Source organism: Pseudacidovorax intermedius, assembly GCF_003350475.1.
GTDB lineage: Bacteria > Pseudomonadota > Gammaproteobacteria > Burkholderiales > Burkholderiaceae_C > Xenophilus > Xenophilus intermedius.
On the sequence record NZ_QQAV01000014.1, the window covers coordinates 86,326 to 102,758 of the forward strand.

The following is a 16,433-nucleotide window of genomic DNA, read 5'->3' on the forward strand; positions in this document are numbered from 1 at the left end:
CTCAGGGCACCCCGACATACTTCGTTCTCGGCAGTCCGATCTTCTCCGACTCTTGCTTCCCCTCCACACCCGGACTGTCTTGGGGCCCGCTTTACGGCGGGCCCTTTTTCTTTTGTGCGTCCGTGCCTTCAGGCCAGCCCCTGCCACCGGCCTTCGGCAAGGCGCTGCAGGGTGGGGCCTTCGAAGCGCCACAGATGCAGCCAGCCGTTGGCCAGCAGGTCGCGCACCACGGCATGCCCGGCGATCACCGCATCGATGGCGGCCTGCGGCGCATCGATGACCACGGTGAGCCGCAGTGGCTCATGCACCCAGCGCCGGCCATCGTGCAGCGACTGACGCGCGAGGCCGATGCGCAGGTCGCCGCCATTGCCCTCGAACACCCCCAGCGTGCCACCCACCACGTTGTGCAGCAGCTTGTTGCCACTGCCCAGCCGCACGGGATCGCAGGTCGACGCGTGGTACTGCCAGTTGATCCAGTGCGTGACCAGCATGGGCGCGGTCATCAGCTGAGTCAGCCACTCGCCTTGCGGGTCCTGCGCGGCGTCGTAGTCGTGCAGGAAGGCACGCCCGCCCAGGTTCACGTTCTGGCTGCGATGGCGTGGCGCGATCAGGAAGGCGGCATTGCCCGCAAGACCCCATTCCGGACGCGTCTGCGCCCCGTCGTTGGCGCGGCGGCGCAGCTGACGATGCAGCACATCCGCCGGCGCCGTCGGGTCCAGGCCCAGGCGCGGCGCGCGCTCGCGGCGCACCTGGTCGGCGGCGGCCTCGACGACGGGCTGCAGCCGGTCCCACCGGGTGCGGGCGTCGGGCGAGAGCCGGTCGAGGTCGAAGCCTTCGATCTCGTCGGTGGCGGTGTTGTGCAGCGCGGCCACGAACACGGTGGCTGCGGGCACCTCGATGCCCTGCGCCTTCAGGCCTTCGCGCACGGCTGCATCGTTGAGCAGCCCCGCCAGGCTGCGCGCATTGACTTCGCCCGTCTGGCCGCAGCAGGCACCACAGTCCAGCGCGGCCGCATGCGCGTTGTTGGCCGACTGGCTGCCATGGCCGACCAATAGCACCAAGGGCGCGAGCCCCCGCACGAGGCCCATGGACTGCAGCACGCGCGCCGCCAGCGTCACGCGCGCCTCGTCATCCAGGCCGAGCAACTGCGGCCGGCACACCGACCGGTAGCGCGCGGGCAGGCCGTCCAGATCGTCGCGCGCGCGGTCCTGCACGCCAGGGCGCAGCCAGCGGCCCAGCCGGCCCAGGTAGCCCAGGCCCGCGGCCTCGACGAAGGAGAAGGCCGCGCCCGGCCAGCGGCTGGCGGCATGCCACTGGTCGCCCAGCGCGAAGCGATGCTGGCGGGCCTGTTCGGCCTGCCGCTGCAGCTTCGCCGCTGCGGCAGCGTCGCGGGCATCGGCCGGTACCAGGACATCGCCCACCGTCACGGCGGGCGCCAGGAGCCCGGGCAACTGCGGCCGCTGCGCGGCGGTGCCCAGCGGCGTGTACGCGAGCGGCAGGCCGAAGAAGCCGGCCACGCCCAGGGTCTGCATGCCGGGGCAGGCCGCTTCCAGCGCGCGGCGCAGGGGCTCGCTGCGCACGTCGATGCAGAAGGCGGCCTGTACCTCGGGCGTCGGCACCGCAGGCGACGACGCACGGCCGGCCAGCGACGCTGCGAGGCCACGCTGGTAACCGGCCTCCAGGGCCACCTGCCAGACCTCGTCCACACGCAGCGCCTGCTCGGCATGCGCCAGTACCTCCGGCGCACGGCCCCACTCGCGCTGCACGGTCGCGAAGGCCTGCCGGGCGGCGAGATCGTCCTTGCAGTCCAGCAGCAGCGCGCCCCAGGCCAGCCGGATGGCCAGCAACTCGCGCAGGTGCGGGTCCTCTCGGCCCGCCAGCCGGGCCTGCCAGCCCAGGTAGGCGCACCACGACGCCCAGCCATTGACGGTGAGCAGCACCGACTCCAGGTAGTCGGCCCACACGGCCGGCGGCAGGCCCAGGCGCTCGATCACCCAGTGCTCGGCCTCGCGCGCCGTCGGCGGCAGGGCGTCGATGCTGCGGCCGATGTGCGGCAGGCCCATGAGCAGGCCGATGCCGTGGTCGTGCTGCAGCGTCTCGCGCCAAAAGGCGTAGAGGCCCTGCTTGCGCGCCGGCTGCCAGTCGGCCTGGTGCTGGTCGAACCAGGCGGCGCAGGTCTGGCTGACCTGGTGGGTGATGGCCTGCCGCCAGGTCAGCCGCGTGTGCCGCTGCGGGTCGTTGTCGAGCACGTCGATCAGCAGCGGCAGCGGCTGCACCGGCAGGGGCCGCGCCAGCGCGGCCACGCAGGCCTCGGGCGTGAGTTCCGCTTCATGCAACTGCTGCAGGGCCTGCTGCAGGTCGGCGGCCGTGATGCGGCCTTCGGCCCAGGCCTGCGCCTGCCGCTCGCGCGGCGGAAAGACTTGGATGCCGGCCAGCACGGCCATGCGCGCGGCCACCCGGCGCACCGGCATGCCGATGCGCGACCAGTGCGGGTTGACGGCGATGGCACTGTCCAGCGGCCAGGCGGGGGCGATGGCCTCGCAGGCGCGGCGGCAGGCGGCGTGGATCCGGTCGGCCTGCAGGCCGTCGGGATGGGGCCAAGCCGCGGCCTCGGTGGGCGCCGAGGCGGAGGCCGGGCGCGTAGGGTTCAGGACATCCGTCATGGTGTTCTCCGTGCGGGAATGGGGTCGGGCGTATTCAGGCCACGGGGACCGACAGCTCACCGGCCTGTGCATTGCGGCGCGCCTCGGGCGTCCAGGGGGCGGGCCACAGCCGCAGCGCGAGACGGGTGTAGACCTCATCGACATAGAAGCCGGCATAGCTCCAGCGCCGCGCACGGGCCAGGGCCTGGGGCCGCCACTGCAGCGTGGCGAGGCCCAGGTAGAGCAGGGCCATCCCCAGCAGCGCCACAGGACCGGCCAGGGCATGCGGCGCGTCGTGCAGCCCCAGGGGCAGCGCATGCATCAGGCGCGCGGCCAGGGCCAGGCCGCCGACCATCAGCAGGCCCCAGAGCAGGGCCCGCGCGCGGGCGCCGACCGCCGCCGGCGCGGCCGGCAGCCACAGCATCGGCGCCCAGGCCAGGCCCAGCAGCGCGCTCCACCACAGCGGCCAGGCCGGGCCGCCCACCGCGGCCAGTACCACCAGCACCGTGCCGATGCCCAGCACCGGCGCCATCAGAAGGCTGAGCGATGTCGGTGCGGCCGGCGCATGCAGCGCCTGCCGCCGCGTGTCGCGCACCACGCCCGAGGCCGACAGGAAGGCATGGGCCTTGTAGAGCGAGTGGCCGATGAGGTGCAGCGCCGCCAGCGTGTACAGGCCCACCGCGCACTCCAGCAGCATGAAGCCCATCTGCGCCACGGTGGACCAGGCCAGCCGCACCTTGATGCTGATGCGCGTGAGCATGACCAGGCCTGCCAGCACCGCCGTGGCCAGGCCGAAGGCGAGCAGCAGCCACCGCGCCGGCGCCGCCGCATCCAGCAGCGGCGCGAAGCGGATCAGCACGAAGCCGCCCAGGTTGACCACGCCCGCATGCAGCAGGGCCGAGACGGGTGTGGGCGCCTCCATCACCTGGATGAGCCAGCCATGCACCGGCAGCAACGCCGTGCGCAGCACGACCGCCAGGACCAGCGCCACCGCGGCCCACTGCAGCGGCGTGGACAGGCCCTGCTGCGCCACATGCGTCCACAGCGCCGACAGCGAGCCGCTGCCCACCTCGCGCCAGGCCAGGCCCGCCGCCAGCAGCAGCAGCCCGTCAGCGACCCGGTCGGCGATGCGCTTCTTGTGCGCGGCCAGCAGCGCGAAGGGACGGTCCGGGTAGAAGCACAGCAGCCGCTGAAGCGCCGCGCCCACCGCCGCCCAGGCCGCGATCAGCACCAGCCAATGGTCGGCCATCAGCAGCAGGTGCACGGCCGCCAGCACGCCGCCAAGCGCAGCCACATAGCGGCGCTGGCCGGCTTCGCCTTCGAGGTAGCGGGCGGAGAAGCCGGCGATCACCGTGCCCAGGCCCTGCACCAGCAGCGCCAGCACCAGGCCGAGCACCGTGGGCCGGAGGCCGGGCAGGCCCTGCAGCCGCAACGGGCCCGCGAGCAGTGCCAGCGCCGCGGCCACGAGCGCCAGGCCGCACAGCGCCTGAAAGCCGCGCCAGCTGGCCGCCACGGTCAGCCGGCCCGACAGGGCGAGCGCCGCGGCTAGCCCCATGGCCAGGGGCGGCAGCACCGACAGCGCCGGCCCCGGGATGTGTGCGACGTCCATCGCGAACCCTCCGAAGAAAAACTGGGCGCGATGATGCTTGGCGGCTTTCGTTCTGTAAATTACATTGATAAGAACCAATCAATCTTCAAATCAGAACGATGCAGCTGGAGCAGCTCAACTTCCACCACCTGTTCTATTTCTGGCGAGTGGCCACGCTGGGCCACCTGACGCGTGCGGCCGAAGAACTGCACACCTCGCAGTCGGCCGTGTCGGCACAGATCCGCCAGTTGGAGGACCGGCTGGGCGAGGCGCTGTTCACCCGCGAAGGCCGGCGCCTGGTGCTGACCGACACCGGCCAGCTGGTGCTGGCCTACGCCGAGAACATCTTCGGCCTGGGCCAGGAGATGCTGGGCCGGCTGCAGGGCCGCAGCGCGGGCGTGACGCGGCTGCGCGTGGGCGCCGTGGCCACGCTGTCGCGCAACTACCAGGAGAACTGGCTGCGCCCGCTGCTGGCGGACCCGGCCGTGGTGCTGACGCTGGAGTCGGGCCTGCTCGAAGGCCTGGTTGAGCGCCTGGTGCAGCACCAGCTCGACGTGGTGCTGGCCACCGAGACGGTGCCCGCCGACCCCGATCGGCCGCTGCACTGCCGGCTGTTGGGCAGCCAGTCGATCTCGCTGGTGGGCCCGGCCGGCCGCTGGCAGGGCCGGCCGCTGCGCATTCCGGAAGACCTGGACGGGCTGGAGATCGCCCTGCCCGGCCCGCGCCATGCGCTGCGCGGGCAGTTCGACGGCCTGTGCGCCTCGTCCGGCGTGACACCACGCCTGCGCGCCGAGGTGGACGACATGGCCATGCTGCGCCTGATCGCACGCGACAGCGGATGGCTGACGGTGCTGCCCGAGGTGGTGGTGCAGGACGAGCTGCGCAACGGCACGCTGGTGATCGTGGGCCGCTCGGAGGCGCTGCAGGAGCGCTTCTACGCCATCACGCGGCCCCACCGGCACCCCATCGAGGTGTTGGAGCGGCTGATGGTGCAGGCGCCGGCGGCGGGCTGAAGGGCGCATGCCAGCTCCGCCATCCGTGTTCGCCGAGTCACGCCATCCGTTCGCCACGAGCCACTCCATCCGTTCACCCTGAGCCTGTCGAAGGGTGGACGGCGCGCAGAAGGAAGCGCGCATCGGCTTCGACAAGCTCAGCCCGAACGGTTGTTGATGCACTCAGCCGCGTTCGTGACGCGCGCTGCGGCTCAACTGCCGACCAGCGGCCACTCCTGCCCGTCCACCGTCACCAGCACGCCGAGGGTGGTGTCGCTCTGCGCCAGCGGCACGCCCATGAAGCGTTCCTTGTCCAGCCCTTCGTCGCCCATGTTGATGGCGATACGGCCGTTGCGCCGGGCCTCGATCAGTTCGTCGTACTGAGCCGGCGTGAGCAGCAGCTTCTGCGGGTAAGCGTTGTCGTGCTCGGCCCAGTGCTTGCGGATGGCGTGGAGGGCGAGGTCGTAGAGAGTGGCCATGGGCGGGATCATAGAAAACACGGACACGCCGCCACGCCGGCCCAAAGAAAAAGGCGGCCCGCAGGCCGCCCCGATGCACAGGGCCGCACGCGCGGCCCCGCCGCCATCACTTCCGCAGCTTGGCCAGCTCGGCCATCATGGCCTGCACGGTGCCCTCGCCCACGCTGGCCGAGTTCTTGTCGATCACGGGCTTCATCTTTTCGCGCAGCTTGGCCACCTCGGCGGGGGACAACTCGTTCACTTCCATGCCGGCCTTCTTCAGGTCTTCCAGGCCGCTCTGCAGAATGGCGCGCGACTGGGTGCGCTCGTACTGGGCCGACTCGACCGCGGCTTCCTTCAGGATCTTCTGGTCGGCCGGCGGCAGCTGGTCCCAGAACTTCTTGCTGATCACCACCGACTGCGGGTTGTACTGGTGGTTGGTGATCGTCATGTACTTCTGGACCTCGTAGAGCTTGGCGGCCTTGATGGTGGCCACCGGGTTCTCCTGGCCGTCCACGGCCTTCTGCTCCAGCGCGGCGTACACCTCCGGGAAGGGCAGCGGCGTGGGGTTGGCACCCAGCGCCTTGACCCAGTCCACATTGATCGGGCTGGGGATCACGCGCAGCTTGAGGCCCGCAATGTCTTCCACCTTCTGGATCGGGCGCTTGCTGTTGGTGATCTGGCGGAAGCCCAGCTCGTAGTAGGCCAGGCCGACCAGGCCCTTGTCTTCCAGCTTCTTGTGCAGGTTCTGGCCGAAGGGGCCGTCCACCACCGCGTCGGCCTCGCGCGCGTTGCCGAAGAGGAAGGGGAAGTCGTAGATCGCGAAGTCCTTCACCAGGCTCGAGAAGATGCCCGAGTTCATCGAGGCCATCTCGAGCGTGCCGCCCTGCAGGGCCGACACGTTGGCCTGGTCGCTGCCCAGCACGCCGCCGGGGAAGACCTGCACCTTCAGGCGGCCGGCGGACTTCTTGTCCACCAGCTCCGCGAACTTCTCCATGCCCAGCACGATCGGGTGGCCCTTGGCGTTCTGGTTGGCGAACTTGATGGTGCGCGTCTGCGCGGGCGCCATGCCGGCGGCGGCGAGGGCCACGGCGGCCACCACGGTCTTGAGGAACAGTCGCTTCATGGGGAGTCTCCTGGGTCGCGGGAAGAAAAGGGAAAGAAGTAAGGAGCGGATCGCTCAGCCGTGGAACCAGCGCGCCGGCACGATCACCAGGGCGGGGAAGAACACCATCAGGAACATGACGGCGAACTGCGCCACCATGAAGGGCCACACGCCCTTGGTGACCTCGTCCATGCTGACTTTGCCCACGCCCGCCACCGTGCTGAGCACCGTGCCCACCGGCGGCGTGATCAGGCCGATGGCGTTGTTGATGATGAACAGCACGCCGAAGTACACCGGGTCGATGCCGGCGGCCTTGATGATGGGCATGAACACCGGCGTGAGGATCAGGATGGTGGGCGTCATGTCCATGGCCGTGCCCACCAGCATGGTGATGACCATGATCACGAACATCAGCAGGATCGGGCGGTCGAGCAAGGGCTGCAGCACGGCCACCAGTTCGGCCGGCAGGTTGGCGACCGTGATCATCCAGGCCGACACCATGGCGGCGGCGACCAGGAACATGATCACGGCCGTGGTGCGCGCCGCGGCCTCGAACAGGCCATAGAGCTGCGAGAGCTTGAGCTCCTTGTAGATGACGGTGGAGACGAAGAGCGCGTACACGGCGGCCACCACGGCCGCCTCGGTGGGCGTGAAGACGCCGAACTTCAGGCCCACGATCACGATCACTGGCAGCACCAGCGCAAAGGTGGCGTCCTTGAGGGCGGTGAGCACCTCGGCGCGGCTGGCACGAGGGGCGGGCTGGATGTTCTCCTTGCGCACCAGCCACCACCAGGTGAGCCACAGCGCCGCGCCCAGCATGACGCCGGGCGCGATGCCGGCCATGAAGAGCTTGGAGATCGACACGTTGGCGGCCACGCCGAAGACCACGAAGCCGATGGAGGGCGGAATGATGGGCGCGATGATCGAGGCCGCCGACAGCAGGCCGGCCGAGCGCGCCTTGTCGTAGCCAGCGCGGTTCATCATGGGCAGCAGCAGCGCCGCCAGCGCTGCGGCATCGGCCACGGCCGAGCCCGACAGCGAGGCCATGATGATGGCCGCCATGATGCCCACGTAGCCCAGGCCCCCGCGCACATGGCCCACCAGCGTCATCGCGAAGTTGACGATGCGCCGCGACAGGCCGCCGGCGTTCATGATCTCGCCGGCCAGCATGAAGAAGGGCACGGCCAGCAGCGGGAAGCTGTTGGCGCCCTCCAGCGTGTTCTGCGCCAGGATCTGCGGATCGAACATGTCCATGTGCCACATCAGCGCGGCGCCGCAGGCCAGCAGCGAGAAGGCGATGGGCACGCCCAGGGCCATGGCGCCGAGCAGGGCGCCGAGGAAGATCGCGATGGTCATGGCCGTCCTTTCAGCGCACGGGTTGGGAGGCGGCCTCGTGCGGCGCATCCTCGGATTCGGTCACGCCGATCAGCTGCGACTCGGCCAGCCGGCCCGTCAGCAGGGCCACGAACTCGGTGGCGATGAAGACGATGGCGATGGCCGAGAAGAACACGCCCGCGCCGTAGAACCAGGCCATGGAGACCTCCATGACGGCGCTGGTCGATTCGCGGTTGATCTGCATCTGCACCCACGAGCCCTGCAGCATGAAGAAGCACAGCATCAGCATGAGCAGGTGGCTGGCGCCCAGGCACAGCTTCTTGCCCACGCGCGGCAGGCGCGACACCAGCGTGTCAGTGCCCAGGTGCTGGTGCGAGCGCAGCGCCACCAGCGCGCCCAGGAAGGTCATCCACACGAAGAGCCAGCGGGAGAGCTCCTCGGAGATCAGCAGGCCGTCGTTGAAGCCATAGCGCAGCACGACGTTGCCGAACACCATGACCACCATCAGCGCCAGGCAGACGACCATGGCGAAGGAGAAAAACCGGCACAGCCGATCGAGACAGTTCCCCCACATACACGCTCCTTGAAGAAGGGCGGAGTTTGTACGAACTGGTTAGTTTTGCACTCCCGGAGAAACCCGGGGGCGGGGGCGGCGGTCAGGGCGCGCTGACGAAGCGCACCACCATGTCGATCACGCTTTCCCGGCGGTGCGCCATGTAGGCGGCGGAGGTGGTGTCGAGCTTGAACAGGGCCCCGAATGTATGCCGGTTCGAGACGTTGAAGAAGCTCAGCGCGGAAATCGAGGCATGGATGTCCACCGCGTCGAGCCCGGGGCGGAAGACGCCACTGGCCAGGCCCCGCGCATACAGCCGCTCGATGGCCGCAATGGCCGGCACGTTCAGTTCCTGGATGCGCTGCGAGGCGGCAATGTACTGGCCGCGGTGGATGTTCTCGCTCATCACCAGGCGGATGAAGCGCTCGTGCTGCAGGTGATGGTCGAAGGTGAAGGCGACCAGGCGGCGTAGCGCCGTCTCGGGCTCCAGGTCCTCCAGGCGCAGGTCGGCCTCGATCTCGCGGACCTGCCGGTACGACTCTTCCAGCACGGCAAGGTACAGGCCCTCCTTGCTGCCGAAGTAGTAGTAGATCATCCGCTTGCTCGTCTGCGTCAGCGCGGCGATCTCGTCGATGCGGGCCCCGGCCAAGCCCTTTTCAGCAAACTCCTCGGCCGCCACTTCAAGGATGTTGGCGCGCGTGCGCTCCGGATCGTTGGTGCGGCTGGCGGCCGCCTTGGCGGCAGGCTTCGCGGCGGCACTGCGGCGCACGCGCGAATGGACGAGTTCGTTCATTTTTTCAGTATAGGGCGCAGCCCTGCCTCGGCGAGCGAACGTAGACTGGGCCAGGAACACCATGGCCAGCGACGACCCTCCCGCTTCCCCGCGCGACAGCCGCCACCGCCCCGGCTGGCTGCCCCTGGTCGACGCCGCGCGCTGCACCGGCTGCGGCTGGTGCGTGGCGACCTGCCCACCGCATGTGCTCAGTCTCGAAAGCCGAGACTGGAAGAAGCAGGCGGTGTTGCATGACGCCCCCGCCTGCACCGGCTGCAGCGATTGCGCGGTGGTGTGTCCTTTCCATGCCATCGCCATGCGGCGGGTGGCTGCGGCGGGTCCACGGGTGGACGCGCCAAGCGAGGCAGATCAGCGCAGGTCGCCGTCCACGTAGTACCAGCGGCCGTCCTCGCGCACGAAGCGGCTGCGCTCGTGCAATCGAGAGGCCCGGCCCGTGGCATCGCGCGAGCGGGCGACGAATTCCACCTCGGCCCGGTCTGCGCCCAGCGGCAGGTGCGCCCGCACATCCAGGCCCAGCCATTGCACCGCAGGCGACTCGGCCAACTGCAGCATGGCGGGCCGCGTTCGCGGGTGCCAAGTGGCCAGCAGGTAGGCCTCATCGCCCAGGCCATAGGCGGTGTAGCGCGAGCGCATGAGCGTCTCGGCATCGGACACGCGCGCGGCCCGCTGCTCGGCCGGTGTCTGCACATCGGCAAGGAAGCGGCCACAGCAGTCGGCAAAGGTGATTGGACGGCCTCGCGCCTTGCGGCCGCAGGGGCAGGGTTGCGCAGAAGTGGGCAGGGTCGCGGGTGCGGGCATGGTCGGATGCATCAGGAATAGACAGGGGCGGCGGCGGCACCACCGGCCTCCAGGCAGGGGCCGACGGCGCGCACGATGGCAGCCCGCAGCGCCGCCGATGGCACGGGCTTGTACAGCAGTTGGAAGCCGGCCGCCTCGACCTGCGCGCGGTCGGCCTGCGCCGTCTCGCCGGTCACCACCGCCACCTCGCGCACCTTGCCCAGGCCATGGAGCGTGCGCGCCGCCGCCAGGCCCGACAGGCCTTCGCCCAGGCGCAGGTCGCTCAACAGCAGGTCGAAGCGGCCGGGCAGCGCGAGCGCCTCGCCGGGCGAGGCCACCACGGCCACCTCGTGGCCCCAGCCTTCGAGCAACGCCCGCATGCCCTCGCGCACGGGAGCTTCGTCGTCCAGCACCAGGATGCGGGCGGGGGCACAGGGCGGCAGCGCCTCGACGGGCAGGGCCATGGGCTGTGACGCCGCAGCCGCGAGCCAGAGCGAGAAGGTGCTGCCCTGCCCCGGCGCGCTGCGCAGCTCGATGCGGCTGCCCAGCGTGCGGGCCATGCTGGCCACCAGCGCCAGGCCCAGGCCCAGCCCGCGAGAACGGTCGCGGCCCGGGTTGTCGACCTGGAAGAACTCCTCGAAGACCTGCTCGCGGTGCTCCGGCGCGATGCCGAAGCCACTGTCGCGCACCTCGATGCGCCAGCCGGCCACGCCCTGCAGCACGCAGGCGCGCGCCGCCATCATCACGCTACCCTGGGCGGTGTACTTGAGCGCGTTGTCCACCAGGTTGGCGAGCAGGCGCGAGAGCATCTGCGCATCCGCATCCACGCGGGCCGCCGTGGGGCGCGCGCGCAGCCGCAGCCCCTTGGCCGCTGCCGCCGTCGCGAAGCGCCCGTGGAGCGCGTCGAACAGTTCGCCCAGGTCCACGGGCGCCCGTTGAACGGCCACGGCACCGCGGTCCAGTTGCGCGATGTCCAGCAGCGCATCGACCGAGCCGCGCAGGGCCTCGATGCTGCCCTGCATGTGGCGCACGCTGGCGGCGGTGGCGGGCCGTCCGGCCTCGAGCGCATCGATGAAGACCGCCAGGGCATGCATGGGCTGGCGCAGGTCGTGGTTGGCCGCGGCAAAGATGCGCGCACGCTGCGCCGCCAGCTGGGCCACGCGGTCGAGCTCGGTCTGCAGCGCCTCGGCGAGGCGCGCATTCTCCAGACCCGACTCGATGGCGCCGACGATCAGCAGGTTCTGCTTGCGGGCGTAGTGCAACGTGGCCAGCAGCTGCGACAGCGCCAGCACGCCCATCAGCATGGCCGGGCCGCCCTCGCCTGCCGTCATCAGCCGCACGGCGATGCTGAGGTACAGCGGCACGCCGAAGCACAGCGTGGCCAGCCACCACTGCGCCAGCGCGGCGATGGAGACGCTCGCCACGCCACTGATGAAGAAGTACTGCAGCAGGATGAGCGCCAGGTCGCCGCGCGGAAAGAACAGCCACGGCGCCGCGGCCCAGACCAGGCCCGGCAGCAGCATGTGCCACTCCAGCCGGCGGCGCCAGCGGGCGGCGTCCGCGGTGCGGAAGGTGGCCGGATCCACGCCGTGCAGGTGGTGGTACATGTGCCACTGCATGCCGTGGACCATCGCGGCCCAGACGAACACCCCCACCTGCCGCGTGAGCACGGCAAAGCTGATCCAGAAGGCGGCCGCGGTGGCCGCGGCGACGAAGGGCGTGTCGCGGGTGTCGAGGATGTAGGCCCGCGCCAGCGTGAGGTCCACGCGCGGGTCGGCATGGGGCGCATCGCCCCACCATCGCCGAAGCCGTTGAAGCCTGCCGCCCATCATCGGGGCAGGATAGCAGCGGCCCGTGACGGCTCAGGCCAGCGCGCGCTGGATCAGCAGCTTCTGGATGTCCGAGGTGCCTTCGTAGATCTGGCACACGCGCACGTCGCGGTAGATGCGCTCCAGCGGAAAGTCCTTCACGTAGCCATAGCCGCCCAGCGTCTGGATGGCCGCGCTGCACACGCGCTCGGCCATTTCACTGGCGAAGAGCTTGGCCATGGCGGCCTCCTTGAGGCAGGGCAGTCCGGCATCGCGCAGGCTGGCCGCGTGCCAGATGAGCTGGCGCGCGGCCTCGATCTGCGTGGCGCAGCCGGCCAGGCGGAAACCCACGGCCTGCTGGTCGAAGATGGGGCCGCCGAAGGCGGTGCGGTCCTTGGCGTACTGCAGCGCGAACTCGAAGGCGCTGCGCGCCATGCCCACGCTCTGCGCGGCGATGCCGATGCGCCCGCCTTCCAGCGCGCCCAGGGCGATCTTGTAGCCCTCGCCCTCGGCGCCGATCAGGTTCTCGGCCGGGATGCGGCAGCCGTCGAACTGGATCAGCGCGGTGTCGCTGCTGTGCTGGCCCAGCTTGTCCTCCAGGCGTGCCACGGTATAGCCCGGCGCATCGGTGGGCACGAGGAAGGCGCTCATGCCCTTCTTGCCGGCGGCCTTGTCGGTCATGGCGATGACGATGGCCACCTGGCCGTTCCTGCCGCTGGTGATGAACTGCTTGGTGCCGTCGATCACCCAGCCATCGGCCTCTTTCCTGGCCGTCGTGCGCAGGCTGCTGGCATCGCTGCCCGCCTGCGGCTCGGTGAGGCAGAAGGCGCCCAGCATGCGGCCCTGCGCCAGCGGCTCCAGCCACTGCTTCTTCTGCTGCGCATTGCCGTAGCGCATCAGGATGGCGTTGACCGGGCAGTTGGTGACGCTGATGGCCGTGCTGGTGCCGCCGTCGCCGGCGGCGATCTCCTCCAGCACCAGCGCGAGCGTCAGGTAGTCCAGGCCGGCGCCCCCATGCTCCTCGGGCACGCAGATGCCGTAGGCGCCCAGTTGGGCCAGGCCCTGGTGCACGTCCTTGGGGAAGTGGTGGTCGCGGTCCCACTGCGCCGCGTGGGGCCACAACTCGGCCTGGGCGAACTCGCGCACCGCGTCGCGGATGGCTTCCTGGTCTGGGGTGAGCAGCATGGGTCGTGTCTCCTGTCGTTCTCGTATGGGTGCTTGAGTGCCCGACGTCAGGGGCCGGGCCGGCCTTCCTCGTCGAGCTGGGTGCGGTAGCGGGCCAGCATCTGGTCCTGCGACTCTGCCTGGGCCGCATTGCCCATCTGGTCGTGGATCATCTGGTTGAGCGTGGGCAGTGCCGAACGCGGCCCCCAGGTCGATGCATCCCACAGCTGCGCGCGCATGAAGGCCTTGGGGCAGTGCAGGTAGGCCTCGTGCACCTGCACCTCGACCACCAGTTTGGGCCGCTGGCGCTCGCCCTCGAACTGGCCGGTGAACTCGGGCTCGTCGCGCAGCCTGGCGCGGCCGTTGACGCGCAGCGTCTCGTCCACGCCGGGCACCAGGAAGATCAGCGCGATGCGCGGATCGGCCAGCAGGTTCTCGAAGGTGTCGAGCCGGTTGTTGCCGCCCGAGTCCGGCAGCAGCAGCGTGCGGCCGTCCTCGCTGGCCTTGACGAAGCCCGGCGCACCGCCGCGCGGCGAGACATCGAGCAACGCGCCATGCACGCCGCCGCTGGCCAGCACACAGAAGGGCGACAAGGCCACGAAGCGCCGGCCGTGCACATCGAGGTGGTCGAGTTGTTTGCGCAGCGCGCGCTCACCGGGCGCGGCATAGAGCGCGCGGAGTTGCTCGGCGTTCTGGATCACGGCAGCGCTCTCCTCAACGGCCCGAGCCCAGGTCCATGATCAGGCGGCTGGCCATGTACAGCCGGCGCGGAATCGCATCGATCTGCACGTACTCGGCCTTGTCGCTGTGGTAGTTGAAGCCGGGCAGGCCCAGGCTCTCGATCACCGGCTTGCCGGCCAGCGCGGCGTAGGCCGCATCGGTGCCGCCACCGGAACGCTCCTCGATCACCACGCTGCCGCCGGCCTCGCTGTAGTAGCCCACGGCCTTGTCGATCAGCGCCTTGCCCGCCTCGCCCGCGTTGAAGGCCGGCCGGCCCCGGGTGACCAGCACCTGCACCTCGGCATTGGGCAGCTTCTTCTTCTGCGCGCGGGCTTCCAGCTCCTTCATGGCCGCCTCGAAGTCCTCGTTGCGGGCATAGCGAACGTCGGCATTGAGCGTGGCGCTGTCGGGAATGATGTTGGACACGGCGCCCGCCTTGGCGATGGTCCAGTTGAAGCGCAGGCCGCGGGCCTTGTCGTCGATGTCCATGGTGCGCAGCACCAGATCGGACGCCTCCACCAGCGCATTGACACCCAGCTCGGGCGCAGCGCCCGCGTGCGAGGCCTTGCCCTTGATGTTGACCTGCACATAGGCGATGCCCGAGGTGCCCAGCGTAAAGCCTTCCTTGATGGCCGACGAGGGCTCGAAGGACAGCACGTAGTCGGCCTTGGCCGCCTCCTGCTGGATCACGTCGCGCGAGCCGAAGGAGCCTTTCTCTTCGTCGGTGTTGAACAGCACCGTGATGCTGCCGAAGTCCTGGAAACCGCGCGCCTTGAGCAGTTGCAGCGCATGCAGGATGACGGCGTTGCCGCCCTTGTCGTCGGCGATGCCGGGGCCATAGGCCTTGTCGCCCTCGATCTTGAAGGGCGACTTGGCCAGCGTGCCCTTGGGATACACGGTGTCCATGTGCGAGATGAGCAGCAACCGCTTGCCACCCTTGCCCTTGAGCGTGCCGACGATGTTGTCGCCCACCACCGGGCCGGCCGCCGCGCTGCGCGTCACCGTGAAGCCCAGGGCCTTGAGGCGCTCTTCCAGGTAGGCGCCGGCCACCGCCATGCCGTCGGCATTGCCGGTGCCGGTCTCGATGTTGACCAGCTTTTCCAGCGTCTGGACCACGGCCGGCTGCTCGGCCGTGGCGGCCTTGAGCAGCGCCTCGTCGCGGGCATGGGCCGGCGCGGCGGCGAGGAAAGAGGCAGCCAGCAGGCCGGCGAGCAGGGGACGGAGCTTGAAGGAAGAAGAAGTCACGGGAAGTAGTCGTTCAAAAAGAAAAAGCAGAAGGTGAAGGCGGCACTGGGCCGCCCTTCATGTCACATCAATTCAATGGCGACCGCGGTGCCTTCACCGCCGCCGATGCACAAAGTGGCCACACCACGCTTCTTGCCGCGCTGCTGCAGCGCATGGATCAGCGTGACCATGATGCGCGCGCCGCTGGCCCCGATGGGGTGACCCAGCGCGCAGGCGCCGCCGTGGACGTTGACGATGTCGTGCGACACGCCCAGATCGTGCATCAGCGCCATGGGCACCACGGCGAAGGCCTCGTTGACCTCCCACAGGTCCACGTCCTTGACCGACCAGCCGGTCTTGGCGAAGAGCTTCTGCACGGCCCCCACCGGTGCGGTGGAGAACCACTCGGGCTGCTGCGCATGCGTGGCATGGGCCACCAGGCGGGCGATGGGCTTTGCGCCGATCTTCTTTGCATGCGACTCCGTGCTCATCACCAGCGCAGCGGCGCCGTCGTTGATGGACGAGCTGGAGGCGGCGGTGATGGTGCCGCCCTCCTTCTTGAAGGCAGGCTTGAGCGTGGGGATCTTGTCCAGCTTGACCTTGCCCGGGCCTTCATCGAGCGCGACCACGGTCTCTCCGCCGCGACCCTTGACGGTGACCGGCGCAATCTCGGCCGTGAAGAGGCCGTCGCGGCTCGCATGCTGGGCGCGCTGCACGCTGGCGATGGCGAAGGCGTCCTGCTGCTCGCGGGTGAAGTGGTACTTGGCGGCGCAGTCCTCGCCGAAGGTGCCCATGCTGCGGCCGGGCTGGTAGGCATCTTCCAGGCCGTCGAGCATCATGTGGTCGAAGATGCGGTCGTGGCCCATGCGGTAGCCGCCGCGGCCCTTGAGCATCAGGTAGGGGGCGTTGGTCATGCTCTCCATGCCGCCGGCCACCATCACGTCGTGCGTGCCGGCCAGCAGCAGGTCGTGCGCCAGCATCGCGGACTTCATGGCCGAGCCGCACATCTTGCTGAGCGTGACCGCGCCCGCGCTGTCGGGCAGGCCGCCCTTGTAGGCCGCCTGGCGTGCGGGCGCCTGGCCCTGGCCGGCCATCAGGCAATTGCCGAACAGCACCTCGCCCACGGCATCGGGCGCGATGCCGGCGCGCTCGACGGCCGCCTTGATGGCGACGCCGCCCAGGTCATGGGCCGCGAGCGAGGCGAAATCGCCCTGGAAGGCGCCCATGGGCGTGCGGGCGGCGCCGAGGATGACGATGGAGTCGGACATGGCGGA

Annotated in this window: 15 protein-coding genes; 2 read left to right on the forward strand and 13 right to left on the reverse strand. The window is 70.0% G+C overall.

Going from position 1 to position 16,433, the window contains the following annotated elements; translation table 11 throughout:
- Positions 1-128 precede the first annotated feature (128 nt).
- Together DFR41_RS24415 and DFR41_RS24420 are read right to left on the reverse strand one after the other, a co-directional pair.
- Complete coding sequence (locus tag DFR41_RS24415; RefSeq protein ID WP_114804642.1) at positions 129-2,663, reverse strand: YbcC family protein; 2,535 nt, start codon at positions 2,661-2,663, stop codon at positions 129-131.
- A 34-nt stretch (positions 2,664-2,697) separates the two neighbouring features.
- Positions 2,698-4,251, reverse strand: coding sequence for an NADH-quinone oxidoreductase subunit L (locus DFR41_RS24420; protein ID WP_114804643.1), 1,554 nt, complete (start codon positions 4,249-4,251; stop codon positions 2,698-2,700).
- Positions 4,252-4,349: 98 nt separating this feature from the next.
- On the opposite strand from DFR41_RS24420, the gene DFR41_RS24425 reads away from it, so the two are divergent.
- Complete coding sequence (locus DFR41_RS24425; protein WP_114804644.1) at positions 4,350-5,243, forward strand: LysR family transcriptional regulator; 894 nt, start codon at positions 4,350-4,352, stop codon at positions 5,241-5,243.
- 191 nt (positions 5,244-5,434) lie between these two features.
- Here DFR41_RS24425 and DFR41_RS24430 read toward each other — a convergent pair whose 3' ends face one another.
- From DFR41_RS24430 to DFR41_RS24450, 5 genes are all read right to left on the reverse strand, one after another.
- Positions 5,435-5,701 carry a hypothetical protein gene (locus tag DFR41_RS24430; protein WP_043112887.1) on the reverse strand — a complete coding sequence of 89 codons (267 nt, stop codon included), beginning with the start codon at positions 5,699-5,701 and terminating at the stop codon, positions 5,435-5,437.
- A 106-nt stretch (positions 5,702-5,807) separates the two neighbouring features.
- Positions 5,808-6,806, reverse strand: coding sequence for a TRAP transporter substrate-binding protein (locus DFR41_RS24435; protein ID WP_017758817.1), 999 nt, complete (start codon positions 6,804-6,806; stop codon positions 5,808-5,810).
- Between the two features lie 54 nt (positions 6,807-6,860).
- Positions 6,861-8,141, reverse strand: coding sequence for a TRAP transporter large permease subunit (locus DFR41_RS24440; protein WP_017758818.1), 1,281 nt, complete (start codon positions 8,139-8,141; stop codon positions 6,861-6,863).
- A gap of 10 nt (positions 8,142-8,151) precedes the next feature.
- The gene (locus DFR41_RS24445; RefSeq protein ID WP_114804646.1) at positions 8,152-8,694 is read right to left on the reverse strand and encodes a TRAP transporter small permease; all 543 of its coding nucleotides are present in this window, start codon (positions 8,692-8,694) and stop codon (positions 8,152-8,154) included.
- 82 nt (positions 8,695-8,776) lie between these two features.
- Positions 8,777-9,466 carry a TetR/AcrR family transcriptional regulator gene (locus DFR41_RS24450; protein WP_017758820.1) on the reverse strand — a complete coding sequence of 230 codons (690 nt, stop codon included), beginning with the start codon at positions 9,464-9,466 and terminating at the stop codon, positions 8,777-8,779.
- 61 nt (positions 9,467-9,527) lie between these two features.
- Here DFR41_RS24450 and DFR41_RS24455 point away from each other — a divergent pair, with 61 nt between their 5' ends.
- The gene (locus DFR41_RS24455; protein ID WP_114804647.1) at positions 9,528-9,839 is read left to right on the forward strand and encodes an ATP-binding protein; all 312 of its coding nucleotides are present in this window, start codon (positions 9,528-9,530) and stop codon (positions 9,837-9,839) included.
- On the opposite strand, the gene DFR41_RS24460 is transcribed toward DFR41_RS24455, so the two are convergent.
- The 6 genes from DFR41_RS24460 to DFR41_RS24485 form a co-directional block, all read right to left on the reverse strand.
- Positions 9,815-10,264, reverse strand: coding sequence for a YchJ family protein (locus DFR41_RS24460; protein WP_114804680.1), 450 nt, complete (start codon positions 10,262-10,264; stop codon positions 9,815-9,817). The two genes, DFR41_RS24455 and DFR41_RS24460, sit on opposite strands and share 25 nt — an antisense overlap.
- An 11-nt stretch (positions 10,265-10,275) precedes the next feature.
- Entirely contained in the window at positions 10,276-12,075 is a 1,800-nt protein-coding gene (locus DFR41_RS24465; protein WP_147284425.1) for a hybrid sensor histidine kinase/response regulator, read from the reverse strand.
- Between the two features lie 30 nt (positions 12,076-12,105).
- Positions 12,106-13,236 (reverse strand): acyl-CoA dehydrogenase family protein, encoded by a 1,131-nt coding sequence (locus DFR41_RS24470; protein WP_114804649.1) that lies wholly within the window; start codon positions 13,234-13,236, stop codon positions 12,106-12,108.
- Positions 13,237-13,283: 47 nt separating this feature from the next.
- Complete coding sequence (locus DFR41_RS24475) at positions 13,284-13,916, reverse strand: pyridoxamine 5'-phosphate oxidase family protein (RefSeq protein WP_017758342.1); 633 nt, start codon at positions 13,914-13,916, stop codon at positions 13,284-13,286.
- A 13-nt stretch (positions 13,917-13,929) separates the two neighbouring features.
- Positions 13,930-15,180 carry a glutamate carboxypeptidase gene (locus tag DFR41_RS24480; RefSeq protein ID WP_244917863.1) on the reverse strand — a complete coding sequence of 417 codons (1,251 nt, stop codon included), beginning with the start codon at positions 15,178-15,180 and terminating at the stop codon, positions 13,930-13,932.
- Between the two features lie 62 nt (positions 15,181-15,242).
- Complete coding sequence (locus tag DFR41_RS24485) at positions 15,243-16,427, reverse strand: acetyl-CoA C-acyltransferase (RefSeq protein WP_114804650.1); 1,185 nt, start codon at positions 16,425-16,427, stop codon at positions 15,243-15,245.
- Positions 16,428-16,433 lie beyond the last annotated feature (6 nt).

Excerpts from the sequence above, each read along its gene's own strand:
- DFR41_RS24415 (WP_114804642.1), bottom strand. The coding sequence starts at position 2,663 with ATGACGGATGTCCTGAACCCTACGCGCCCGGCCTCCGCCTCGGCGCCC.
- DFR41_RS24420 (WP_114804643.1), bottom strand. The coding sequence starts at position 4,251 with ATGGACGTCGCACACATCCCGGGGCCGGCGCTGTCGGTGCTGCCGCCC.
- DFR41_RS24425 (WP_114804644.1), top strand. The coding sequence starts at position 4,350 with ATGCAGCTGGAGCAGCTCAACTTCCACCACCTGTTCTATTTCTGGCGA.
- DFR41_RS24430 (WP_043112887.1), bottom strand. The coding sequence starts at position 5,701 with ATGGCCACTCTCTACGACCTCGCCCTCCACGCCATCCGCAAGCACTGG.
- DFR41_RS24435 (WP_017758817.1), bottom strand. The coding sequence starts at position 6,806 with ATGAAGCGACTGTTCCTCAAGACCGTGGTGGCCGCCGTGGCCCTCGCC.
- DFR41_RS24440 (WP_017758818.1), bottom strand. The coding sequence starts at position 8,141 with ATGACCATCGCGATCTTCCTCGGCGCCCTGCTCGGCGCCATGGCCCTG.
- DFR41_RS24445 (WP_114804646.1), bottom strand. The coding sequence starts at position 8,694 with ATGTGGGGGAACTGTCTCGATCGGCTGTGCCGGTTTTTCTCCTTCGCC.
- DFR41_RS24450 (WP_017758820.1), bottom strand. The coding sequence starts at position 9,466 with ATGAACGAACTCGTCCATTCGCGCGTGCGCCGCAGTGCCGCCGCGAAG.
- DFR41_RS24455 (WP_114804647.1), top strand. The coding sequence starts at position 9,528 with ATGGCCAGCGACGACCCTCCCGCTTCCCCGCGCGACAGCCGCCACCGC.
- DFR41_RS24460 (WP_114804680.1), bottom strand. The coding sequence starts at position 10,264 with ATGCCCGCACCCGCGACCCTGCCCACTTCTGCGCAACCCTGCCCCTGC.
- DFR41_RS24465 (WP_147284425.1), bottom strand. The coding sequence starts at position 12,075 with ATGATGGGCGGCAGGCTTCAACGGCTTCGGCGATGGTGGGGCGATGCG.
- DFR41_RS24470 (WP_114804649.1), bottom strand. The coding sequence starts at position 13,236 with ATGCTGCTCACCCCAGACCAGGAAGCCATCCGCGACGCGGTGCGCGAG.
- DFR41_RS24485 (WP_114804650.1), bottom strand. The coding sequence starts at position 16,427 with ATGTCCGACTCCATCGTCATCCTCGGCGCCGCCCGCACGCCCATGGGC.